Genomic DNA, 23,540 nt, shown 5'->3' with positions numbered 1-23,540 from the left:
CCATCGATTGCGCGATGGTAAATTCGGAAAGGATGAGGGCATGAGTCTGATTATATACTACGGCATTAAGGGCGAGGAGCGAAAAGCTCGTTTGATTGAAGCGGCAAGGGCACAGGACATCGCCTTGCGGGAAGTGGCACGGGATGAGGTCGGCGAATACGTGGGCTATTTTGCGGGCCTGGAAGGCTACGAAAAGCTCGGCGGCGCGGAGGATGCGCCTGATGAAGAGCTGTTGGTCTTTGTGGATCTGCACTCCCACGAGCTGCAAAAGATTCTTATGGCCCTTCGGGACATGGGGGAAGTGTTCCCTCACAAGGCGGCCCTGACGGACACCAACAAAGACTGGACCTTTGCCCGGCTTATTAAGCACATTCGCCGGGAAAATGCCATCGTGCAGGCCTGGTCGAAAATGCTCGCCGTGGCCAAGGAATCCATGGAAAAGCAAAAGACCGATCCCACCGACGCCCGCGCCGAGGCATTGGCTTTTGCGAAGGACCTTCGCCTGAAGGGCGAGGCCATGGAAGAGGCCGATGTGAAGGAAGCCATACGTCGCCTGGAGGAAAGCTTATAAAACAAAAACGAGTCCCGAATCGGGGCTCGTCTTTTTATGCTCTTCTTCAGCTTATTCGCCGCGAATCTTTTGCAAAAGTTCCTCCGGCGTCAAATTGGCCTCCACCTCGATGCGCTTCAGCCCGTAAAGGGATTGGGGCAGCCCTTTGATCAGGGTGTTGACCCCGGTATCCGAGGTAAAGGTGGCGCAGACGCCGTATAGGCCCAACAGGCCCTGAGTCATATCGGAATAGGTGCCGCGGGGATAGGCGACGGCGCGGATGGGCTGCCCCGTCACTGCGCGGATCAGCAAATCCTCTTTCTTGAAATCGTCGCCGAAGGCCTTCATATACTCCTCTTCCGTTTCGTGGGGAAATTGCCCCATGTCTATGCGCACCGGCTTCTTTGTTTCCAATTCTTCCGATTGATGCATATCAAAGCTGTGGCTTTGTATGTCGATGAGGCCGGAATCCTGCATCTCCCGCGCTTCTTTTTCGCCGAAATGGGGAATAATCGGCTCGCCCGTGTCCTTATAGGTGGAGGATCCGAAGGTAGAGCCGACGCAGTATATGACCGCCTTCATATTCATTTCCTTCAAAAGGGGAAAGGCCTTGTCGTAATTGCTTAAATAGCCGTCGTCGAAGGTGATGAGAATGGGATTGTCCCCTAAATCCACGCCCTTGTAGACGTAGTTATACAGGTCCTGCAAGCCCACCGTATGGTAGCCCGCCCCACGAATCGCCGTCAGATAGGCCTTCAGCTTGTCCTCGGAAATGGCATAATCACCTTCGCCGATGTGGTGGAGCATGAGGACGGGAAGCTTTTTAGTATAGTTCGCTTCATTGCGAACCACCTCGTATTGCCGGAAGGAGGCTAAAAAATCCTCGACGCCCTTGCGATCCACGTAGTGACCGAAATCCTCCGGAATATAGTCGTCGCCCTTGTCGTAGATTCGATCCAGAATCATGCGGCCCACGCTGTTTCTGAAGTGGGTGGCGTCGTAAAAATAGCGGGGATCGGCGGAAATCGACGATTTGGAAAAATCCCAGAAGGGCGTGATCTCGGCCAAACTTCTGTAGAAAAGATCCAAATCCTTCGCGGGATAGTTGGGGAAGTCGTCCTTGTAAATGGGGATCACCACCACGGTGAGCTTCACATGGTTCTCGTCGCAAAGCTTTTTAATGGCCGCCATGGTCTCTTTAAATTCCTTCATTTTTGCAAAGGGCTTCACTTCCCGAGGGTAGTCCTGAAAAACCCGATAGTCCTCTTTCTCCACATAGGCGTTTAAATCGCCGATGCCTTCCGTGTCCCTGAGCCGCTTGTCGTAGCTGCCGGTTTCGGGGAGAAAGACGTCGAAGTCTTGAGTGAAGAAGGTGTCTTTCCTCTTGTCCCTCAGCTTGTTTACGAAATACCGCGGATCGGCGAAAAGATAGTCTTTGTAAAAGGCCAAGAGACTTTTCCCGGAAAGCTTGGCCGGCATGCGCAGATTCAGCTGGTCTTCCCCGATGTCGAAATTGATCGCCGTGTTGTAATTAATGCCCAGCATAATTTCGTCCACGGTGTAATTTCGAATCAGGTAATCCACGGTTTCATAGGAGTCCAAAAGGTCGGAGCCGTAATAAAAGCTGTTGTAGTAGCTCTTTCCCGTGTAGCTGCTCAGCTGTTTGGGATCGAGGCTGCCGCAGCCGGAGGAGCCGACGATGTAGGCATTGTACTTATCGTGATTCTTGTCGATGTAATGAATTTTCGCCGTCCGGGGATTTTGCGTGAAATTATAGGAATCCCAATCCATGAGAGACTCGTTAAACAGGCCGAAGGGATTGATAAAGTAATTGCCCGCGCCGATGGCGGCAAAGATGAGGACGAGGACGGAGACGATCATTATAAAAAATTTTTTCGTGGTCATATCCGTTCCTTTCTAGTACTGGCGATAGATAAATTCCGTGGGCACATAGCCCCCGGCATAGACGACGAAGACGACGAAGGCGAGGGCAAAGGCGCCGATGACGCCGAGTTGCACCGGCGTGGACGCTTCGTCGAAGCTCTTGTATAGATTGACGCCCCCCTCGAAGGCCAGGTCCACGAGAAAGACCAAGAAGATGCTGATAAAAAGCACGATCAGCTCGTTATTCGTGTAGCCCATTTCGTGGAGCAAATACAGGGGCGCGGAGCCCAAATGGAAATTTTTAAAGGTGTGGGCCCACATCTTCAGGGCCACGAGAGCCCCCGATGCTCTGGAAAAGTATCTGCCCAAGGTCACGAGAAGATTGGTGCGAATAATTTGAAAGAGGGTGTAGACCCGGGCCTTGGGGTCGATGCCCAGCTTCGCCAGGGTTTTCTTGTAGGTCCCTTCCAAATACAGGCTGAAGGAAATAATCGTGCCGTTCCACAGGCCGTAAAGGACGTAATTCGTGCCGGCGCCGTGCCATATCCCCACGATGAAATAGAGGATATAGGTGGAGAGGCAAATGGAAATTAATTTGCCCCGCTTCCGTCCGAAGTGTTTCTTCGCCTTCTTGTTGACGAAGACCAGGGGCCGTGACAGGTTCAGGGGATAAAAGACGTAATCTTTCATCCACGTACCCAGGGAAATATGCCAGCGACGCCAAAAGTCGGCCAGGGAGCGGGAAAAGAAGGGGCGGCGAAAGTTCACGGCCATGTCGATGCCCAGGATTTGGGAAATCCCTCGAATAATGTCGATGCCGCCGGAAAAGTCCGCGTAGATCTGTATGCTGTAGGCAAAGACCGTCAGAAATACAAAGAGGCCGGGATAGGAGCCGTAGGAGTCGAAGACCGTATTGACCAGAAGGCCCAGGTGGTCGGCGATAAAAATCTTTTTAAAGGCGCCCCAACAAATGGTTTCGAAGCCGTAGCGCAGATTGTCCGAATCATAGGCCTTGTTTTCCAAGAGCTGAGGCATAAGTGCGTCGAAGCGGCCGATGGGCCCTTGAATGACTTGGGGAAAGTAGGAAATAAACAGAGCCAGCTTAAAGGGGTTCCTTTCGATTTCCACCCTGCCCCAATAGAGGTCCATAATGTAGGATATGGACTGGAACATGTAAAAGGAAATGCCCAGGGGAATCAAAAGATTAAAGCGATTGGAAAGAAGGGGCGTGTACTTGATGAGAAATAAAAAGGAAAAGTTAAAGAGGAGGCAGGCCGTTACCGCCGCCTTTTTCAAGCCCTTGTTCTCGATTCTATGGACCAGGAGGGAGAACAGGTAGATATTGATGATGGAGAAGAAAATAAAATAGGATTTCGTAAAATAGACGTAAAAGAAAAGGGACGCCGCCAGAAGAAGCGTCCATTGAGCACGCCGAAAAATTGTGTAATAGGCAAGTATTACACAAATTACGAAGGCGATGTATGTGCCTTTAAATAAAATCATTCGTCCAGTTGCTCGATAAGATCCGCGATTTGATCGACGGTGGCAAAGTTTTCGGGAACAATGTCATCGACTCCGATCGTCACGCCGAATTCCTCTTTCACTTCGATAATAAACGAAATCATGTCGAAGGAATCTAAAATTTCCTCTTCGATTAAATCCACATTTTCTTCCGGATCAAAGTCCTCGTTGATCTCACGAATCAGGGCAATGACCCTTTCTCTCGTATCCATCCTTACCTCATTTCCTCTAAAATATAATTCACACATTCATAGTCGCCGAAGCGGAAGGGAAAGCCGCCGTAGAGGCGAATGGCCGCCTCGTTGTCTTCCCGAACCCACAGGCGTATGGCGGAAAAACCCTTCTCTTTCGCCACAGCCATAAGCATCTCGACCAATTCTCTTCCCACGCCCTCGCCTCTGGCGCCCGGGGAGACGACGATGTTTTCCAAAATCAAGTGGCGAGAGCGGCTCGAATACCTGAGATAGCCGCGGAGCCGTGCGCCGTCATAAGATGCAAAGACGCGTTCGTTTTTTATTTCCTCCGCCATCTCATCTACGGGCAGACAGTGGCCGGTGTAGGGGTCGATGTGGTTCCACTGAAGCTCCGTAATTTTCTCCGCATCCTCTTCCCGGGCGAGGACCCCGGCCCTCGCCGCCTCGCCCACGTCCATGGTAGCGGAGCGCCTCTTCATATAGGGGCGCCAGCCGCCCTCTTCCAAAAGGGCGGGAAAGGCCCCTTCCTTCCCCGGTTTAAAAATAAAATCCAAGATACAGGGCTTCTCCCGACGGGGGCAGATGGCGGAAGTCACGTCGCCCTTCAAGGCGTGGTAGGTTTGAAAATAAGCCCCCTCGTCTTGAAAAAAGAAGACGCCTCCGTCCACGGGCTCGTAGAAAAGCGTCCCCTGACGGATCAGCCCTTCGGCATCGAAAAGCAGGCCCTCCAGATTGGAAAAGCCCTTTTTCGACAAATTGGCCCTGAAGATCTCGTTAAATTCCGCGATCGTTTCAATTTTTTTCATCGTAATCCGCCTTTATCCTCGTGCGGTCGATTTTACCGTTTCTATTATAAGGGAATTTCTCATAAAATAAAATCTCGGCCGGCAACATGTATTTCGGCACTTGCTCCTTCAGCTTATGGGAAAGGGCGCCATCTTCCTCGCCGCTGTAGGCGAGAATAATGCTCCTGGCCTCGTAATCGTAAAAGGCCACGGATTCTCTCACGCTCTCGATTTTATTGGCCGCCGCTTCCAACTCTCCCAGCTCGATGCGATTGCCCTGATGCTTGATCTGTTGATCCTTTCTGGAGACGAAGATCAATTCCCCGTGCTCGTTGGTGCGAGCCAGGTCACCGGTTCGGTAGATAATGTCCCGGTAATTTCCGTGGCGGGGATTTTGAACGAAGACGGCTTCCGTCTTCTCGGGATCCTTGTAATAGCCGTAGGCAATTCCCGTTCCTCGGGCGCAAATTTCCCCGAGTCCCTCCCCGGCGACGGGCTCGTCTTTCTCGTCCAGGAGAAAAACCTCCATATTCGGGCAGGCACCGCCGATGGGAATCACCTCTTCGGCGCTGAATTCGCGATGGATTTCGTAGTAGCAGCAGTCCACCGTCACTTCCGTGGGGCCGTAAAGATTGATGAAGCGGGCATCCGGTGCGCAGGCTTCTTTCCAGGGCAGGTAATTTTTTCCGTAAAGGGTTTCGCCGGAAAAGAAGACCCGCTTTAAAGTCGTCGGCTTGATCTTGCTCAATGCCCCGGAGCCGGAAATAATATTGAGCCCCGATGTGGCCCAAAGAAGGGTGGTGACTTTTTTTTCGTTAAAAAATTCCACGGCCTTAATAGGGAACATAAAATAAGACGGCCGCAAAATATATAAAGTAGCGCCGTTTCTGAGCATTTGGTAAATCCCCTTTACCGAGCAATCGAAGTAGAAGGGCGCCTGATTGGCGATAATGTCTTCCCCGGTAATGGAGAAGGTGCAGGAAAGAAAATCCGCAAAATCCATGACCATGCGATGGCTGATGACGACGCCTTTCGGGCGGCCGGTGGAGCCGGAGGTGTAGATCATGTAGGCGGGATCCATGTCGATGGTTCCCTTTACGGCCCTTTCAACCCCGCTCTCGTCGATTTCTTCTTCCATAAGGGCGTCGTAGCTCTTCGCCGGATAAGCAAAGTCGTTGAAGATATTTTTTTCTTTGATGCCCAGACAGAGAAGGGGATCCACGTCGTCTAAAATTTGCGCCATGCGCTCCTTCGGCATGCGCTTGTCCATGGGTACATAGAAATTTCCGCTGTAGAGGACGCCCAGAAAAAGGACGACGGATTGGCTCGCCCGATCCACCTCCACGGCCACGGGGCGATTTTTTGCGCCATATTCCCTGCATATATACGAGGCGACTTTTTGAGCGGCTTCTCGCATTTGTCGAAAGGTCAGTTCCAGTTTTTCGTCGGACAAAGCCAATTTGTCCGGAAAGCGACGGGCACTCTCTTCCAGATAGTTCGCTAAGCTGTTAAGCAAAAGTCTTCCCCCTTTTCATACTTTTTACGGATTTATTATAGCATAGATTTCTCGCAACAACGGAATTATCGGCCTGCTCCCGAGGCAATGCCGCGAAGGAATAGTATGTAAAAAAAATCGAGCAAGCGAAATGCTCACTCGATTAAATCCGATTTTATGGGGTCGCTCTCGTCACTTTCTTATTCCGCCAATGCGCCGCCGCAGCTGCTTCCGGCTCCGGCCGTGCAGCCGTAGCAGTATTCCTTCCACACGATGGGGCGGGACAGCTCGTCGGCTTCGATCACCTCGTCGATGGTCTTATAGGTGGCGGCGGGGATTCTTTCCGCTTGATGGAAATCGCAGTCGTAGATGCGGCCCTTGGGGTCCACGGAAATTTGGAAGCGGCACATGAGGTTTTCCACGGTGTCGGGATTGAAATTGTCCTCCAAGAGCTTCATGTACTCCTCTTCAATGCCTTCCTCCCGCAGCTTGTCGCCGAAATAGCCCATGGGCATATTGGTAATGGTGAAGAGCTCGGAAAATTCCACGCCCTCTTCTTCCAAATACTTGCGGTAATCGGCCTCTAAGCCCTCTTGAGGGCCGGGCAAATAGGCGCCCAGGGGATTGTTCACCAGGGACAGGTCCTTCTTGCTGCCGTAGCCCATGGCGTTGAGCTTCCGCAAATTGGGGATCACGTGCTTAAAGGTGCCTTCGCCTCGTTGGGAGTCCACGTTTTCTTCCGTGTAACAGGGCAGGGACACGACGACGTGGATATTCTTTTCATCCAAGAGCTCCATAAGCTCGGGATTTTTGTCGATGGCCACGGCATTGGTCCGAAGGATAATGTCGTCGGTATACTCGCTCACCTCGCGGATAAAAGGAATGAGGAGGGGATGGGTCGTCGGCTCGCCGCCGGTAATGTCCACCGTATGGAAGCGGTGCTTCTTCAATGCCTCCATGCATTTGTCCATGGTTTCCTTCGACATTTCGTCGAATTCGGAATTTTTCATGACGTGGCAGTGAGCGCATCGCAAATTGCATTTGCCCGTAATATTTAATTGCAGGACGCCGACGGGACCGGTGGTGCGAAATTCTTCCGGTACGCGGTCGATAAATGCCATAATGATCTTCCTTTCTGATTTTTCTATATTCTCCTAACTATCATAGCATAGGATCGAATCTATGTGAAAAATCCAGTATTTTGTTTTTCTATGGCCGTTCCTCTTTTTTCGGAAGGGTGAAGTCGAAAATCGTCCCCGTAGGCTCGTTGTCTCGAATGTCGATTCTTCCCTCCAGGCGGCGGGCGATTTCCTTTACCAAAGCGAGGCCCACGCCGTAGCCGTCGTGATTTCTCGACGGATCGGCGCGGTAAAAGAGGTCGAAGGCCTTGGCCTTGTCTTCCTCATTCATGCCCATGCCCGTGTCGGCGACGGAGACGATGGCCTTCTCTTTGTCTTCTGCGAAAGAAATGACCACCTTTCCACCGGGCTTATTGTATTTCACGGCGTTGTCCAAGAGATTATACAAGGCCCGCTCCAAAAGGGCGTCGTCGGTTTGAAGGATCACATCCTCCCCTTCCACGGCGAGGGCCACGTTTTTTCCCGCGGCCTTTTCTTCCAGATCCAGCACCAGCTCCCGGGCCAATTCCTTCACGTTTACGGGACGAAGGACGGGAGCGGCGTCGCGACCTAAGAACAAAATCTCTTCCACTAAATCGGAGAGGCGGCGGATATTTTTTTCCATGCTCTGAACAAAGGCGGCGAGCTCCGGATCCATGGTCTCTCTCTTCTTCTTGAACACGTCCACCTTGGTCCTGAGCACCGCCAATGGCGTGCGCAGCTCGTGGGCTACGTTCACGGAAAAGAGCCGCTCTTTTTCGTAATTGTCGTAAATTTTATCCAGGGTCTTTTGAAAGGCTTCGGACAGGGCGACGATTTCGTAGGCGCCCTTTTCTAAAACCAGGCTGTCTTTTTGCGCCATGGCGTCCATGTCCGTGGCCGCCACTTTTTTCGTAAGGGCCTCCAAGGGGCTGAGGGTGCGGCGAATGAGCAGGATAAAGATTCCGCCGCCTAAGAGCCCGGTGGCGAGAAAGACCCCCAGGGCGTAGAGCTTGAAATCCGCCAAATGGCGAATCTCGTCCTCGTCGATAAATACCATAACCGATTCGTCGGCAGCGGATTTTCCCTTCATGCGACTTTCCACTTGAGCCGTGAGGTTTGAGGCGATGTCCGCCTGCCGCCGGGTAATGAGAAAATTGGAGAGGATCAGCATGATCATAAAGACGGCGAGGCTCGCCGCCGTCAGTTTAAAAATAATGGAGCGATCCGTTCTTTTATTCCCTGTCAATCATATAACCCCTTCCGATTTCGTTTCGAATGATGTTTTCTCCGGTGGCTTCTTTAATCTTTCGCCGAAGGGCGGACATGTGCACCCGCACGGCATTGGACACGTCGCTGACGTTCATGTCCCACACATGTTCCATGAGCTCCTCGGCGGAAACGTAGCGGCCCTGATTTAAGATCAGGTATTCGAAAATGCCCCGCTCCTTCGCCGTGAGCTTAATGACCTCGCCGCCGGCGGTGAGGCTCTTCGTTGCCGTGTCGAAGGACAGACTTTTGTAGTGAATGATCTTGTCTTCCACTACCTGCTTTCTGCGGAGCAGGGAGCGGATCCGCGCTTCCAGCTCGTCGAAGTGGAAGGGCTTGATTAAGTAGTCGTTGGCGCCGAGATCCAGCCCCTTGACCCGATCCGCCACTTGGGTGCGAGCGGTCAGCATAATGACATTGACCTGCTTGTCTTCCTCGCGAATTTCCTCCAGCAGGGTGAAGCCGTCGATTTTCGGAAGATTGATATCCAAAACGATGAGGTCGTAGGTTTCGCTCCAAAAGAGATCCTCCGCCTCCGCCCCGTCCGCTGCCGTATCCACGGCGTAGCCCGAGAGGCGCAGCCCTTCGGCGATGCTCTCCAACAAATCCTTTTCGTCTTCCACGATTAAAAGTCGCATACTTCCCTCCTTTTTTCTCATTATAGCAAAAACGCAAACAGGCCGGGCCTCCTTGCGTTTTCGAATCTTTTAGTTTTCAGGTAGTTCTTTCATATCTTTTTTTTCCATGGCACAGATGCCTTTCGAAATGGCGCCGGTGGGGCAGGCCTTTTCGCATTGACCGCAGCGAATGCACTCGGCGGCGTTTTCGTTTTCCACGGGATCCACATTCATCTTGCAGGCCCTCGCACAGGCGCCGCAGTGAACGCAGGCTTCTTTATCCAGTCGGTATTTAAAAACGGAAATGGGATTGAAGAGGGAGTACACCGCCCCCAGGGGACAAATGTATTTGCAGAAGGGGCGATAGATCATCAGGCTCAGGATAATCGTCACGGCGAGGATAGATCCTTTCCACGCGTACAAAAAGCCCACGGCGCCTCTCATGCTTTCGTTTTTCCAAACCAGGGGCAGGCCGCCTTCCAGCATGCCCACGGGACAGATGAGTTTGCAGAAATAGGGGGAGCCCTGACCTAAGACGTCCACGAGAAAAAGGGGAAGGATCAGGACGAAGATCAGCAGGATAGCGTATTTTGCTTTTCTCAAATACTTGTCGGCTTTAAAGGTTTTGATTTTTTTCGGAAAGGGGATTTTATGAAGAAGGTCCTGCACCAAACCGAAGGGGCAGAGCCATCCGCAGACGAAGCGGCCCATAAGGGCGCCGATGAAGAAGAGAAAACCCACCACGTAAAAGGCGAATTTGTAATTCATATTTCCCATAACGGCCTGCAAGGCCCCGATGGGGCAGGCCCCCTTGGCGCCGGGACAGGAGTAGCAATTCATTCCCGGCACGCAGAGGTTTTTCATCTTGCCTTCATAGATTTTTCCCGTTTTAAAGCCTTCAAAATAGGAATTGGTGGCGAGAAACCACAGGCTTTGAAACAGGTGGCGCTTCGTTTCTTTCATAGACTTCTTTTTACTAGCCAATGCCGATACACTCCATGCAAATTCTTACGGCCTTCTCAAGGACTACTTGCATCTCTCCCCGGTGAATGCCGAAGGCCATCATGGCCACGGAGGCGAGGAGGATGGCGGGACCTAAATAGGCGCGACATTTTTCTTTCGTCATCTTACTTCACGTTCTTCAGTTCTTTTTCCACCACGGCCTTCCATTCCTCCAGGCTCTTGGCGCCGGAGTAGGTTTCGCCGACGATATTGCCCTTGCTGTCGACGAAGAAGGTTTCCGGCAGGGCTTGAATGCCCCCAAGGCGGCCGTTCATTAATTTGTCGTCGGGTTTTAAGAAGGGGTAGGTGGTCTTTAACTTGCTTTGAATGGCCTTGGCCTTGTCCAGAGCATCGGGAATGTCTTTTCCGTCCTCGTGGGTGTCCATGACCACGCCGACGACGCCGACGCCTTTGTCTTTCATTTCTTTATTTAACTTTTCCAGATCGGGAATTTCCTGAATACAAGCCGTACACCAGGTGGCGAAGACATTGACCATGGTCAATTTGTTTTTCGCGAAATCCGCATCGGTAAAGGCCTTGCCGTCGATGTCTTGGGTCTTCAAGGGGGCGACGGTTTTTGCATCGGAGGTCTGCTCCATTTCCTTTTCTTGGAAGACGTAGCCGTTTTCAGCCATAGGCGCGCGTTCCATGGTTTCAAGCTTTACGCCCTTTAATGCTTCCAAAATAGACGCATCCACATCGCCAGCCGTAGACAGGTAGTAATTATACTTGCCGTCTTGGCTTTCGCCGAGCTTGGTGTGGGTGTCGCATTTCGTTACCTTGCTAATGGCGGCTTCGTCCATGGATTTTTCGTAGATACCCAGGGTGCCCGCCCGCTTAATGGCTTCCAGCCACTTCGGGTATTCGTCGCCCATTTTGGGAATTTCCTTGTTCTTATCCTCTTCCGTTAAGGCGGAGAAGGTGAGCATGGCGTACTTGATTTCGTTTTTGTCGCCTAAGGACTGATCGTCCAGCATGATCACGTCTTTTTTCGTCATCATGTCCTGCAGGGTTTTGGGCAAGGTGATTTTTGCACCCATGTAGGGGAATTCGTAAGTATCCTTTACCTGCCAGGCGTAGTCGGCGGGCTTGATCATTTCGTTGCTCATGCCGGCTTTGGAAGCTTCCACGCTTTCCACTTCCTCCGGATGGTCCTCCCGGCGGTTGTCTTTCTTCTCGCAGGCCATGAGTCCGATACTCAGACTTGCAATTAGACCGGCGGCTAATATCTTTTTCATCTTCTTGTTCATGTCAACACTCCTTTTTTTTATGTTAAGGCTATTGTAACGGAGAGACCGTTAAGACGGCGTTAAGACATTAAAAAAGCTCCGAGGGCTATCCCCCGGAGCCTTTCATCCCTTGTTTTCATCGCCGTACAGAGCGACTTTAAACTCTTTAATGGCATCTTCAAAGCCCTTTTGCTTTTCTTCCATGGCGGCCATATCGGCTTCACCTTTAAAATCCATAACCTCCATCAGATCGTGGACATAGGCCTTTTCGGTGCGGAGCATATCCTTTTCCAATCGCCGAAATCGGCGCAACGATTTTAAGTCCATGACTAAAGCTTGGTGTGGTCACTGCTGTAGGCTTCGTCTATTTCTTCCGTCACCGCTTCCACAATGCCGTCGTCCAATACCTCCAGCACTTCCTTAAAGACCTGCATTTTTTCTTCGGGCACCTTGTCTTCCAAGCATTTTTGAACGTCTTCGACGAAATCGTAATTGACTTGGTAGTATTTTTTAAATTTATCCGTAACAAACAGATGGACCTGGCGGCGGTCTTTTTGACTGCGGACTTTTTCCACGTGGCCCTTTTCCACCAGATTATTCACCTTGTAGGCGGCATTGGGTTGGCTTACGCGAATAAAATTGGCCAGCTCGTTAATGGTGGGACCTTGCAAGGCGTAAATGGCTTCGGCACAAAATTTTTCCATAACCGTTAAAGAATCGGGCTGACGATTGTTCCGATAAAGGTTCTTGTAGAAATTTAATTTGTATTTCAAATAAATCGAATTCATCACATCTTGCATTGAACGTTCCTTGTTGTCCATCTGGATACCTCACTTCTTTTATGATTCAAAAGGATTCGTACCGTCGAAATTTTTCACGATTCGTCGCATCCCGTCAAATCCCATTTAACTTAAATGAACAATGCCTCTTCGGTATTGTTCTCAACTGAAGACAAATTTGCCACATAAAATTATGGCGGAGCTGAGAGGAATCGAACCCCCGGCACGTGCCTTAGGAGGGCACTGCTCTATCCAACTGAGCTACAGCTCCATAAAAAATAGTATACTCATCTGAAAATTTAATTGCAATTCTTTATTGTTTTGAAGAGGAAAATTTTTTACATTCCTTTGAATTTATCTTCCAAGGCGATTAACGCGATTTCCTCGCCGTCCATTTCTTCCACCTGGTAAATGTAGCGTTCGTCCTCTACCACGGCGCCGGCTTCGATGATTTTATTCTGTTCGTCGAACATTTTTTGAACGTAGACGCCCAGAATATCCTCCCGACTTTCAATGTCCCGGACCAGGTGCTCGTTCACGCTTTCCATTCTCGTGTTCGCATCGAAAATGGCGACGCCGGCATTGGCGAGGATTTTATGAATGGTAAAGTATTTGCGCACGACAAATAATACGGCAATGGCCAGGACGCCGATAAATAAATCCCGGGTATTGTCGCCGTAAATCAGCATCTTTCTGGCCACCACCATGATCATAATGTAGATGACCTGATATTCTTCGTGATTGATTAGCATGGCAACAAACTCCAAGCCGATGACCATTAGGAGCACGTGAGCCAAAAAGGATTGGAAGAGTTTGTAGCTGTGAGCTTGGGCGCTGTTGACAATCTCAAACATGTACTTAAACAGATCGGGAAGGGAAACGATGATCCCGACAAAAATAATGACGGCCATGGCAAATTCGAAGGCATAAAGCAGCCGCTGAAGCATTTGAATGTTTCTTTTCCGGTTCATCCTAACTCGCCTGACCTTTCTATTTCCTTACGCATTTTTTCCAAGAGCTTTTTTTCGATTCGACTCACGGTCATTTGTGAAATGCCCAGCTTTTCGGCGATGGAAACCTGCGTTTTTCGATATTGGTACCGATCGATTAAAATGGTTTTTTCCACATCGTTAAACTTTTCCATGGCTCGCTGAATAAAATCGTTCATTTCGACCTTTTGGAAGTATTCCTCTTCCACGCCGATTTTATCGCCTCGGGACAGATCGCGATCCTCGCTGCCCGTGTCGAAGTTCATGTCCAAACTTTCCGGCGAATAGACCTTCGAGGCTTCCATCACTTCCAACACCTCCGCCGTGGTAATGTCCAGGTATTCGGCGATGTCGGTAATGGTGGGGGTCTTTTGATTTTTCTGCGCCAGGGTCAGCTTGGCATCGTTGATTTTTTTCGACAGCTCCTGCACCCTGCGGGGCACGCGAATGGTCCAGCCCTTGTCTCGGAAATACTTTTTTATTTCCCCGATAATGGTGGGCGTGGCAAAGGAAGAAAATTCAAAGCCCTTAGACGGATCGTAGCGCTCCACGGCAAAAATCAGGCCCATGGATGCGACCTGAAAAATATCGTCGTAGTCGATGCCCTTGCCCGTATATTTTTTCGCTAAAATCTCCGCGATGTAAAGATGCTCCTCGATTAAAATATCCCGAAGCATCTTGTCGCCGGTTTCCGCATATTTGGCAAATAATTCTTTGCGCTTTGCTTTCGATAGGGGCCGGTCCATGCTGTAATAGGCTTCTTTGTCCATACTATGCTCCGAAGGTTTTATAGACGACCAGTTGCCCGTCGTCATAGGAAAATTCATCGGCCAGGGATTCGATAATCATGGCGGTAATGGCCAGGTGCTCGTCGGCTGCGACCTTTTCCTCGGTAATGCCGGAAACCTTAAAGCGAATGGCCCCTTCCTCCGGCTCCATGACGATGTCGATAGTGTCACTCATGCCGATGGCAAAGGAAAGATTGCAGCTTTCCGTCAGAAGCAGGCGAAGATCGCCCAAGGTGTCCAGGTCCACGTCCTCTTCCATGCAAATGCCCGAAACATTTAAGCGGGCCAGGGAAAGGTAGCGGGGCTTGGCCGGTATGGTCAAATAAACTCTCTCACCCATTAGGCGTCTCCTTCAATTTGAAAAAGCTGGTCCAGCTTCGTAATGGTAAAGAGCTTTTTTACATTGGGATCCAAATGCTCCATGCGCACCTTATGTCCCTCTTCCTTCATGTGGTTGAGCAGGAAAATAAAGCCGCCGAGTCCCGTGGAATCCACGTAATTTAAATCCTTGCAGTCGATGAGTATATCTTTTTTATGGGCGTCGTAGGCGCTAATGGCTTCTTCTTTAAACTGCGCCGTATAGTACATGTCCATTTCGCCGCAGGGACTGAGACGCAGTTGATCGCCTTCATCTTTAATATTCAGTGTAAACATTCCGCCCTCCTTTGTCCTTTCAGTATATATGCTCCCCCGAGGGAGAGCAACCGATTATTCTTCTCCCACGTATTCGGCCACGGCGACGATGTGGCTGTCCTTAATATTCATCAGTTTCACGCCGGATGTAGCCCGTCCCAACAGGGAAATGGATTCCGCCTTCAGGCGGATGATGACGCCGTCCTCCGAGATCATCATGAGCTGATCCGAATCGTCCAATACCTTGGCGGAGACCAATTGACCGGTCTTTTCCTTGATTCGATAGGTGATCAGGCCCTTGCCGCCGCGGTTTTGCACGTTGTATTCGTCCAGTGCCGTGCGCTTGCCGTAGCCGTATTCACTGATGACGGCCAGGGTCTTGCCCTCTTCGGCCTTGACAAAGCTGACCACTTCGTCGTCTTCATCCAGACGAATGCCGATGACACCCATGGCGGTGCGGCCTTGTTCCCGCAAGTCCTTGCCTTTTAAGCGCAGGGACATGCCTTTTTTCGTGACGAAAATTAAATCTTCGTCGTCGCCGCATTGAATGCCGCCGATCACCGTGTCGCCGTCTCTCAAGCCCATGGCGATTAAGCCGTTTTTACGAATATTTTTGTATTCGCCCATTTTCGTCTTTTTAATATAGCCTCGACGGGTGACGAGGAATAAATTATCGTCGTCTGCCACATCGGCAATGGGAATAATGGTTTGAATCCGCTCCCCTTCTTCTAATTGAAGGAGATTCACGATGGCCGTGCCCTTGGCGTTTCTGCCGGCGGCGGGAATTTCGTAGGCCTGTTTCTTATAGACCTGGCCGCAATCGGTGAAAAATAAAATCGTGTCCAGGGTGGATGTAATAAATAAGCTGGTGACGAAGTCGTCGGCTTTTTTATTTAAGGCGCTGATGCCCTGGCCGCCGCGGTTTTGCGGCTTGTAGGTGCCTTCAGGCATGCGCTTAATGTAGCCGGAATTGGTCAGGGTCACGACCACTTCCTCCTCGTCGATTAAATCTTCGTCTTCCATATCGCCGTCGGATTTCGTAATCACCGTACGGCGCAGGTCGCCGTATTTTTCCTTGATTTCCAAAAGCTCGCCTTGAATGGTTTTATCTAAGACCTTGGGATCGGAAAGAATCAGCTCCAATTGCACGATCAATGCCAAAAGCTCACGATACTCTTCTTCCAGCTTTTCCACCTGCAGACCGCTTAAGCGCTTGATGCGCATATCTAAAATAGCCTGGCCCTGTACGTCGGTGAGACCGAAGCGCTCGGTAAATTTAGCCTTGATCTCTTCGTCGGTGCGGTAGCTTTTGACGATTTCAATGATTTCGTCGATATTGTCGATGGCAAGCCTCAGGCCTTCGATAATGTGAACCCGCGCCTTGGCTTTATTTAAGTCGAAGGTGGTGCGGCGGGTGACCACATCGCGCTGATGCTTGACGTAGTAGTGAATAAGCTCGAGAAGATTTAATTCTCTGGGCACGCCGTCCACCAGGGCGAGGTTGATGATGCCGAAGGTGATCTGCAGCTGCGTTTCCTTATACAGGCGGTTTAAAACCACGTTGGGATTGGCATCCCGCTTCAGCTCCACCACCATGCGCACGCCGCGGCGATTGGATTCGTCGCGAATGTCGGAAATGCCGTCGAGCTTTTTGTCCTTAACCAGCTCCGCGATTTTTTCGATGACTCTCGCCTTGTTGACCTGATAGGGAAATTCCGTGATCACGATTTGGTGCTTGCTCTTTAAGGGCTCGATTTCCGCCCGCGCCCGTACACGCACCTTGCCGCGGCCGGTTTTATAGGCTTCCTTGATGCCGTCTCTTCCCATAATAAAGGCGCCGGTGGGAAAATCCGGGCCTTTGATGTGGGTCATCATCTCTTCCAGTGAAATGCTTTCGTCGTCCATATAGGCGATGACCCCGTCGATGACCTCGTTCATATTGTGAGGGGCCATATTGGTGGCCATCCCGACGGCGATACCGGCGGAGCCGTTAACCAGGAGATTGGGGAAGCGAGAGGGAAGCACGGAAGGCTCAAGTAATTCCTCGTCGAAATTGGGAACGAAGTCCACGGTTTCCTTGTTAATGTCTCTCAGCATTTCCATGGCGAGCTTCGACATGCGCACTTCCGTATAACGCATGGCCGCCGGGCTGTCCCCGTCCATGGAACCGAAATTCCCCTGACCGTCGGCTAAGGGGTAGCGAATGTTAAAGTCCTGTGCCAGGCGCACCACGGCGTCGTAAATTGACGAGTCGCCGTGGGGGTGATACTTACCCATGACATCCCCGACGAGGCGGGCGCTTTTTCTGTGAGGCTTATCCGGCGTCAGACCCTGCTGTTGCATGCCGTAGAGAATACGGCGATGCACGGGTTTTAAGCCGTCGCGCACGTCGGGCAGGGCCCGGGCGACGATGACGCTCATGGAATATTCCAAATAAGCCTTTTTCATGGCTTTTTCTAAGACGACGTCTTGAATGCCGCTTTCGTTTGCAAATTTTGCCACTGTATCCTCCTAAGCGTCTATGTTTTCGACGTAAATTGCGTTTTCTTCGATAAATTCCCGTCTCGGTCCCACTTCCTGGCCCATGAGCATGGAAAAGACTTCATCGGCCATTTGCGCGTCGTCCACTTCCACGCGGAGAAGCACCCGGTGCTCGGGATTCATGGTGGTTTCCCACAATTCTTCGGCATTCATTTCACCGAGACCTTTGTAGCGGCTGACCTTTAAATTTTTGTCCCGACCCAGTCGGTTCAAGGAACCTTGAAGCTCCTCGTCGCTGTAGCAATATTCCAGCACCTTCGTGCCCCGCTTAATGCCGTAGAGGGGCGGTTTCGCCACAAAGACCCGCCCCGCTTCGATAAGCTCCGACAAATGACGGAAAAGGAAGGTTAAAAGCAGGGTTTGAATGTGGGCGCCGTCTACGTCCGCATCGGTCATGATAATAATTTTTCCGTAGCGCAGCTTTTCGATGTCGAATTCCTTGTCGATCCCCGTGCCGAAGGCGGTGATCATGGCGCGAATTTCGTTGGAATTTAAAATCTTGTCCATCCGCGCTTTTTCCACATTCATGATCTTGCCGCGAAGGGGCAAAATCGCTTGATAGCTGCTGTCCCGTCCGCCCTTGGCGCTGCCGCCGGCGGAGTCCCCTTCCACCAGGAAGATCTCGGTCTTTTCGTTGTCGTTTAACTGGCAGTCCACCAGCTTGCCGGGGAGGGGCGTATTATCTAAAATGGAGCGCTTCCGCGTTAAATCCCGCGCTTTTCTCGCCGCCTCTCTGGCGCGGCGGGCGGATAGGGCTTTGGTTAAAATGATCTTTCCGATCTTGGGATTCTCTTCCAAAAAGGCGGTTAAGTAGTTGTTCAACACCCTTTCCACAATGGTCTTCGTTTCGGAATTGCCCAGCTTGGCCTTGGTTTGGCCTTCGAACTGAGGATCGGGAATTTTGACGCTGATGACGGCGCTGATGCCTTCACGCACGTCGTCGCCGGAAAGATTTTCTTCCTTTTCCTTAATGTAATTGTACTTTCTGCCGTATTCGTTAATGCTTTTCGTCAGGGCGCTTCTGAAGCCGGAAAGGTGGCTGCCCCCTTCCTCCGTATTGATATTGTTGGCGAAGGACAAAACCGTCTCCCGATAGCTGTCCGTGTACTGAATCGAAATTTCCACATTGGTGTCTGAATCCGTTTCGTCCAAGTAGAGAATTTTATCGTGAATGGGTTTTTTGTTTCGGTTAATGTATTCCACATAGCTTTGAATGCCGCCGACGTAGTGGTAAATTTCCTTAAATTTGTCGCCGTCTCGATGGTCCACAAATTCGATATAGGCGCCCTTGTTTAAAAAGGCCATTTCACGGAAGCGACGGGCCAGAACCTCGCGGCTGAATTCCACGGTTTCCTTGAAAATTTCTTCGTCGGGCCAAAAAGTAATGGTGGTTCCCGTTTCCTTTATCCCTTCGCCGACGACGGTCAGCTCCGTTTGGGCTTTGCCTCTGGAAAAAATCTGTTCGTATTCTTTGCCCCCTCGGCGCACATTGGCGATGAGTTTTTTAGACAGGGCGTTGACCACGGATACGCCGACGCCGTGAAGGCCGCCGGAAACCTTGTAGGCGTTGCTGTCGAATTTACCTCCGGCGTGGAGAATGGTAAGGACGGTTTCCACCGTGGATTTTTTCGTTTGGGGATGAATGTCCACGGGAATGCCGCTGCCGTTGTCGCGCACGGAAACGGAGCCGTCTTCGTTCAACTCCACAAGGACCTGATCGCAACGGCCGGCTAAAATTTCGTCGATGGAATTGTCTACCACCTCGTATACCAAGTGGTGCAGGCCCTTGGGACCCGTAGAGCCGATATACATCCCCGGCCGTTTTCTTACCGGCTCAAGCCCCGTTAAGACCTGTATATTGCCGGCATTGTATTCATTTTCCTTTACCATAAATCCTCCTTGCGCAGGGCTTCTGCACTTCTTTTTATATCCATGAAATCAATGGCCTCCGAAACGCCTTCCAATGCGCCGATAGGCTCCGCCGCCGTAATAAAGCACTGGCCGTGAATTATATCCAGCAGCATGCGCCGCCGTTTATCGTCAAGCTCCGACAAGACATCGTCCAACAAAACCACGGGAGAGGAGCCGATATGCTCCGCCACCCGATCGATTTCCATACATTTCATGGCCAGGACGATGCTTCGTATTTGTCCGGTGGAGGCGAATTTTTTCGCTTCCTCACCATTTAGTAAAAAGGACAAATCGTCTAAATGAGGGCCGATGCCCGTGCGTCCCCGCTCTTTGTCTTCCCGCCTTCGGTGCCTTAAGCTTTCGTAAAAGGCCCGGTCCAAATTTTCGTCCAATGCCACGGGAAAAGAGGCCTTATAGCGAATTTCCAATCGCTCCTTTTCCCCGGCGATGGCTTCGTAATAGTCGGCGACGGAGGCGGTCATGCGCTTTAAAAATTTTAATCGCTCTTTTAACAGAACCGCCGCATAGGTGGCTAGGCTTCGGTCGTAAACATCCAATAAATTCGTGTCCCTGAATTTTCTCAGGGTCACATTCCGCTGATAGAGTATGTGGTAATAGCCGCTGTAGGCCTCCTCATAGAGAGGATTGATCATGCGGAGCATGTCGTCGATAAATCCGCGTCGCTGAGAAGGCGAGCCCTGAACCATTTGTAAATGCTTGGGCTCAAAAAGCACCACGCCCATGCCACGACCGTAGGCCGAGGTGTTTTTCACCGGATTGTGATCCCGCATAAAGCGCCGCTTGTCTTTTTTTACGGTGATTTCCATATCGTGGGAAAAATCATCCAACACGGCGGTGGCCGAAACAAAAGCGCTCTCTTCGCCGAAGGTGATCACTTCCTTTAAGGAAGCGGTCTTAAAGCTTCTTCCCGTCAAGGACAGGTAGATCGCCTCTAAAAAATTCGTCTTTCCCGTGCCGTTGGGACCGACGATATTGTACATTTTCGGCTCCAGATCCATAGACAGGCGCTCGTGATTGCGAAAAGAGACTATGTTCAATTGTTTGACAAACACGTCGCCCTCCCGCCATTTAACCACCTTTAGTATAGTACAAATGTTCTATTCATACAAAGGGTGAATTATTCCCTTTCGATACTGTCTTTTTCGCCCATAAATTCGACGACGTCGCCGGGGTAAAGCTTTCTTCCCCTTCGCAGCTCCATTTCGCCGTTAACATAGACCAAGCCGTCCGAAACCACGGCCTTGGCCATGCCGCCGGAATCCACCCACTGCACGTATTTTAAAAAGCTGTCCAGTTTAATAAAATCGGTACTTATTTTCATAGATTGGCCAACCGTACAGGTAATACTAAGTAGAGCATGTCGTTGCCGTTTAAAGGCGTAATAATGCAGGGGTTTACCGCGTCGGTAAAGCCCATGGAGATTTCTTCCGTATCCATGACCCGTATGCCTTCCAGCAAATAGCGGGCGTTAAAGGCGATGGTTAAATCGGCGCCCGTCTTTTGCGCCCGAATGGTTTCGTGAACCTTGCCCACTTCGGAATTGGAGAGGATTTCGATTTGATCGTCTTTAATTTCCAAGCGCACCAAGCCGTTGCGTTCCTTGCCTGTCATTAAGCTGGCACGCTCCAAGGAATCGATTAATTGCTTTCTGTCGGCCACCACCGTGACGTCGTGTTCCTTGCGAATCAAGCTGTTGTAGCGGAAAAATTCGCCGTTTAAAAGCTTCGTAAAGAATTTCGTTTCGTCGAATTGAATTAAAACGTGGTTATTTCCGATTTCCAAGGTCAAGGTCTTGGTCTCGTCGATTAATTTTGAAATCTCCGACACGCTTCTCGCCGGTAAGATTAAATCCCGTTCCAGGGCTTGTTCCCCTTCGATGCGGCTCAGTGCCATACGATAGCCGTCTAAGGCGACGAAGGTAATGTCTTCCTTTTTAACATCCAAGAGGACGCCGGTAAGGACCATGCGCATGTCGTCGTTGGACGTGGCGAACTGGGTTTCCTTAAATGCCTTTAAAAGAGATTCTCCGGTGACGACGATTTGTTCCGCGCCGCCCAGCTCAGGAAGCTGGGGATACTCCTCCGGGTTTTGTCCCATGATTTCAAATTCCGATTGCTCGCAAACTAAGGACAGCTTTTGTCCCTCGCTTTCCATATGGACCATGGCATTGGGCAATTTGCGCACGATGTCTCCGAATAAAGAGGCATTTAATACGATGCTTCCCGGTTCCTGAACAAAGCAGGTGTGACGGGATTCCATGGAAATTTCCGTGTCCGTAGCTCGAAGAATTAATTGGCCTTCCATCGCTTCCATGTAAATGCCTTCCAATATTTGCATATTCGTCTTTGACGAAATGGCACGGGAGACCGTAGATACTATGGTGGACAGGACGGATTTTTCGATTTGAAATTTCAACTTATCTCCTCCTCTATATAAGATTAGTACTTCGTATTCGTAGTAGGGCTTGTGAATATGTGGATAGCCCTCGTTTAACGGAGGGTCGTGGTAAGAAGCATGTGGATAGTCTATGGATATCTCCGTGGATGGTTCTCCTTTTGTCCACAATTTTCTAATTGCCTCTGATTTGTTCCTTTAAGGATTCGATGGTGACGAAGAGCTGGTTGTCATTTTCCATATCGCTTTTAATTTTATCGCAGGCGTGAATGACCGTGGAGTGATCGCGTCCGCCGAAATCCTGGCCGATTTTCGGCAGGGACATGTCGGTTAGCTCCCGGGTCAGATACATGGCGATCTGGCGGGGATAAGCCAAGGGTCTGGACCGCTTCTTGCTGTCCATTTCCTCCAGGGTAATGTGGTATTTATCACAGACCACGCTTTTAATATGGCCTACGGTAATTTGTGCGGGCTTGTTGTTTTCGTAAATATCCTTTAATACCGTTGCTGCCGTCTCTTCGGTAATAATGCCGGTGGTCAGCTTGGAATAAGCCGTCACCCGTGACAGGGCACCCTCCAATTCACGGATATTGCTTTTCACGTGGGTGGCGATGTAATTAATCACTTCGTCGGGCACGACGAAGCCGTCGCTTTTCGCCTTGTTTCTTAAAATAGCGATTCGGGTTTCCAAATCCGGCGCCTGAATATCTACGACTAATCCCCAGGCGAAGCGGGAGATTAATCGCTGTTCCAATTTTTTTATATCCTTCGGCGGCTTGTCGCTGGTCAAGACGATTTGCTTATCCTGGGCGTGAAGCTCGTTAAAGGTATGGAAAAATTCGTCCATGGTGGATTCCTTATCGGCGATAAATTGAATATCGTCGATAAGAAGCAGATCCTGAGATCGATACTTCCTACGAAATTCTTCATTTCGATTGGTTTGAATGGATGCGATAAATTCGTTGGTGAATTGTTCGCTGGTCACGTACAGGATTCGTTTATTGGGATCGCTCCGGTGCATAAAATGGCCTATGGCATGCATTAAGTGCGTCTTTCCCAAACCGACGCCGCCGTAAATAAACAGCGGATTGGCGTGGGCTTCCTTGGGATTTTCCGCCACGGCCAAGGACGCCGCGTGGGCAAATTGATTGGACTGGCCCACCACAAAGGAATCGAAGGTATATTTCGGATTCAGATGGTACAGGGCTTCGGCCGTATTTTCAGAGGCCTTATAGGAGGTCTCGCCGTCGGATGTGAGGACGAATTGAATATCCAAATCACGGCCACCGGCTTCTTTTACGACGCGACGAATCAGGCTTTTGTAATTGTTGTTGTTCCTTTTTAAGTGATTCAGGACGAATTCCCTTGAAACGCCTAAAATAAGGGCGTCGCCTTGGATGGCGAGGGGTTGAATCGGACGAAACCAGGTATTGATTTGCGACTCGTAGAGATTTTCTTCGAGAAGCAGCTGAAAGGCGTCGTCCCACAGCGTTTTAACATCGGTTGACATATTTGCTCCTTGATTTATGTATTAACATATACACATGTGGAAAGATTTCCTATGGATGAAAAAATCCACAGTGTTGTGGATGGTGGGGATAAACAATTTATAAACAATGATAATTTACTCATCTGTCTATAAACGGGTAGTGTTTTTTCGTATTTTATGAGAAGCTTTCCAAAAGCATAAAACTTATCAACAAGTTATACACAGACTGTGTATAACTACAGTCTGTTCACAGGCTTTATTTTTATTCACACACTTGCCACAATTATACACAAAGATAAAAAAGTTATCAACATATCCGGGAGGGGTTACAGGACCGTTTTCCGGAGGGTTT

24 protein-coding genes and 1 tRNA gene are annotated in these 23,540 nt (G+C 50.3%); 1 reads left to right on the top strand and 24 read right to left on the bottom strand.

All coding sequences use genetic code 11. The features are described from left to right. Positions 1-40: 40 nt before the first annotated feature. On the top strand, positions 41-571 hold the full coding sequence (locus BQ7397_RS01990; protein ID WP_077074516.1) for a DUF3783 domain-containing protein: 531 nt from the start codon (positions 41-43) through the stop codon (positions 569-571). A 51-nt stretch (positions 572-622) separates the two neighbouring features. Here BQ7397_RS01990 and BQ7397_RS01985 read toward each other — a convergent pair whose 3' ends face one another. The 24 genes from BQ7397_RS01985 to dnaA form a co-directional block, all read right to left on the bottom strand. After that, positions 623-2,455 carry a polysaccharide deacetylase family protein gene (locus BQ7397_RS01985; protein ID WP_077074515.1) on the bottom strand — a complete coding sequence of 611 codons (1,833 nt, stop codon included), beginning with the start codon at positions 2,453-2,455 and terminating at the stop codon, positions 623-625. 12 nt (positions 2,456-2,467) lie between these two features. Beyond that, complete coding sequence (locus BQ7397_RS01980) at positions 2,468-3,937, bottom strand: MBOAT family O-acyltransferase (RefSeq protein WP_077074514.1); 1,470 nt, start codon at positions 3,935-3,937, stop codon at positions 2,468-2,470. Next, complete coding sequence (locus tag BQ7397_RS01975) at positions 3,934-4,167, bottom strand: acyl carrier protein (RefSeq protein WP_077074513.1); 234 nt, start codon at positions 4,165-4,167, stop codon at positions 3,934-3,936. The genes BQ7397_RS01980 and BQ7397_RS01975 overlap by 4 nt, the downstream gene beginning before the upstream one ends. A 2-nt stretch (positions 4,168-4,169) precedes the next feature. After that, positions 4,170-4,955: a GNAT family N-acetyltransferase gene (locus BQ7397_RS01970; protein ID WP_077074512.1), complete on the bottom strand. Its 786-nt coding sequence runs from the start codon at positions 4,953-4,955 to the stop codon at positions 4,170-4,172. Then, complete coding sequence (locus BQ7397_RS01965; RefSeq protein ID WP_077074511.1) at positions 4,942-6,450, bottom strand: amino acid adenylation domain-containing protein; 1,509 nt, start codon at positions 6,448-6,450, stop codon at positions 4,942-4,944. Before BQ7397_RS01965 ends, BQ7397_RS01970 begins: the two co-directional genes overlap by 14 nt. 179 nt (positions 6,451-6,629) lie before the next feature. After that, positions 6,630-7,550 carry an arsenosugar biosynthesis radical SAM (seleno)protein ArsS gene (gene arsS, locus BQ7397_RS01960; RefSeq protein ID WP_077074510.1) on the bottom strand — a complete coding sequence of 307 codons (921 nt, stop codon included), beginning with the start codon at positions 7,548-7,550 and terminating at the stop codon, positions 6,630-6,632. 88 nt (positions 7,551-7,638) lie between these two features. Continuing rightward, positions 7,639-8,775, bottom strand: coding sequence for a sensor histidine kinase (locus tag BQ7397_RS01955; protein WP_077074509.1), 1,137 nt, complete (start codon positions 8,773-8,775; stop codon positions 7,639-7,641). Then, a complete protein-coding gene (locus BQ7397_RS01950; RefSeq protein ID WP_077074508.1) occupies positions 8,762-9,433 on the bottom strand; it encodes a response regulator transcription factor in 672 nt (223 codons plus the stop codon). Before BQ7397_RS01950 ends, BQ7397_RS01955 begins: the two co-directional genes overlap by 14 nt. A gap of 69 nt (positions 9,434-9,502) precedes the next feature. Beyond that, positions 9,503-10,375: a 4Fe-4S binding protein gene (locus BQ7397_RS01945; RefSeq protein WP_077074507.1), complete on the bottom strand. Its 873-nt coding sequence runs from the start codon at positions 10,373-10,375 to the stop codon at positions 9,503-9,505. 13 nt (positions 10,376-10,388) lie between these two features. Beyond that, positions 10,389-10,538 carry a CD1871A family CXXC motif-containing protein gene (locus tag BQ7397_RS09230; RefSeq protein ID WP_200801190.1) on the bottom strand — a complete coding sequence of 50 codons (150 nt, stop codon included), beginning with the start codon at positions 10,536-10,538 and terminating at the stop codon, positions 10,389-10,391. Between the two features lies 1 nt (position 10,539). Beyond that, positions 10,540-11,664, bottom strand: coding sequence for a TlpA family protein disulfide reductase (locus BQ7397_RS01940; RefSeq protein ID WP_234970554.1), 1,125 nt, complete (start codon positions 11,662-11,664; stop codon positions 10,540-10,542). Positions 11,665-11,766: 102 nt separating this feature from the next. Continuing rightward, the gene (locus tag BQ7397_RS01935; RefSeq protein WP_159435151.1) at positions 11,767-11,925 is read right to left on the bottom strand and encodes a hypothetical protein; all 159 of its coding nucleotides are present in this window, start codon (positions 11,923-11,925) and stop codon (positions 11,767-11,769) included. Positions 11,926-11,972: 47 nt separating this feature from the next. Next, positions 11,973-12,443 carry a MarR family winged helix-turn-helix transcriptional regulator gene (locus tag BQ7397_RS01930; protein WP_077074505.1) on the bottom strand — a complete coding sequence of 157 codons (471 nt, stop codon included), beginning with the start codon at positions 12,441-12,443 and terminating at the stop codon, positions 11,973-11,975. A 173-nt stretch (positions 12,444-12,616) separates the two neighbouring features. Next, a tRNA-Arg gene (locus tag BQ7397_RS01925) sits at positions 12,617-12,693 on the bottom strand. A gap of 67 nt (positions 12,694-12,760) precedes the next feature. Beyond that, positions 12,761-13,393 carry a phosphate-starvation-inducible PsiE family protein gene (locus BQ7397_RS01920; RefSeq protein WP_077074504.1) on the bottom strand — a complete coding sequence of 211 codons (633 nt, stop codon included), beginning with the start codon at positions 13,391-13,393 and terminating at the stop codon, positions 12,761-12,763. Next, complete coding sequence (locus BQ7397_RS01915; RefSeq protein WP_077074503.1) at positions 13,390-14,181, bottom strand: SigB/SigF/SigG family RNA polymerase sigma factor; 792 nt, start codon at positions 14,179-14,181, stop codon at positions 13,390-13,392. The genes BQ7397_RS01920 and BQ7397_RS01915 overlap by 4 nt, the downstream gene beginning before the upstream one ends. A gap of 1 nt (position 14,182) precedes the next feature. Then, on the bottom strand, positions 14,183-14,539 hold the full coding sequence (locus tag BQ7397_RS01910) for an ATP-binding protein (RefSeq protein ID WP_077074502.1): 357 nt from the start codon (positions 14,537-14,539) through the stop codon (positions 14,183-14,185). Further along, positions 14,539-14,853 (bottom strand): STAS domain-containing protein, encoded by a 315-nt coding sequence (locus BQ7397_RS01905; protein WP_077074501.1) that lies wholly within the window; start codon positions 14,851-14,853, stop codon positions 14,539-14,541. The genes BQ7397_RS01910 and BQ7397_RS01905 overlap by 1 nt, the downstream gene beginning before the upstream one ends. Positions 14,854-14,907: 54 nt before the next feature. Continuing rightward, positions 14,908-17,334 carry a DNA gyrase subunit A gene (gene gyrA / locus BQ7397_RS01900; protein ID WP_077074500.1) on the bottom strand — a complete coding sequence of 809 codons (2,427 nt, stop codon included), beginning with the start codon at positions 17,332-17,334 and terminating at the stop codon, positions 14,908-14,910. Between the two features lie 9 nt (positions 17,335-17,343). Further along, positions 17,344-19,263 (bottom strand): DNA topoisomerase (ATP-hydrolyzing) subunit B, encoded by a 1,920-nt coding sequence (gyrB, locus tag BQ7397_RS01895; protein WP_077074499.1) that lies wholly within the window; start codon positions 19,261-19,263, stop codon positions 17,344-17,346. Beyond that, entirely contained in the window at positions 19,257-20,357 is a 1,101-nt protein-coding gene (gene recF / locus BQ7397_RS01890) for a DNA replication/repair protein RecF (protein WP_077074498.1), read from the bottom strand. The genes gyrB and recF overlap by 7 nt, the downstream gene beginning before the upstream one ends. Before the next feature lie 65 nt (positions 20,358-20,422). Next, complete coding sequence (locus BQ7397_RS01885; RefSeq protein WP_068456076.1) at positions 20,423-20,626, bottom strand: RNA-binding S4 domain-containing protein; 204 nt, start codon at positions 20,624-20,626, stop codon at positions 20,423-20,425. Next, entirely contained in the window at positions 20,623-21,720 is a 1,098-nt protein-coding gene (gene dnaN / locus BQ7397_RS01880) for a DNA polymerase III subunit beta (RefSeq protein WP_077074497.1), read from the bottom strand. The genes BQ7397_RS01885 and dnaN overlap by 4 nt, the downstream gene beginning before the upstream one ends. 154 nt (positions 21,721-21,874) lie before the next feature. Next, positions 21,875-23,209 carry a chromosomal replication initiator protein DnaA gene (dnaA, locus tag BQ7397_RS01875; RefSeq protein ID WP_077074496.1) on the bottom strand — a complete coding sequence of 445 codons (1,335 nt, stop codon included), beginning with the start codon at positions 23,207-23,209 and terminating at the stop codon, positions 21,875-21,877. Positions 23,210-23,540: the final 331 nt, after the last annotated feature.

Origin of the sequence: Aedoeadaptatus urinae, from assembly GCF_900155585.1 — a bacterium.
GTDB lineage: Bacteria > Bacillota > Clostridia > Tissierellales > Peptoniphilaceae > Aedoeadaptatus > Aedoeadaptatus urinae.
Note: the sequence above shows the minus strand (reverse complement) of the source record. Positions and strands in the feature narration are given on the sequence as shown.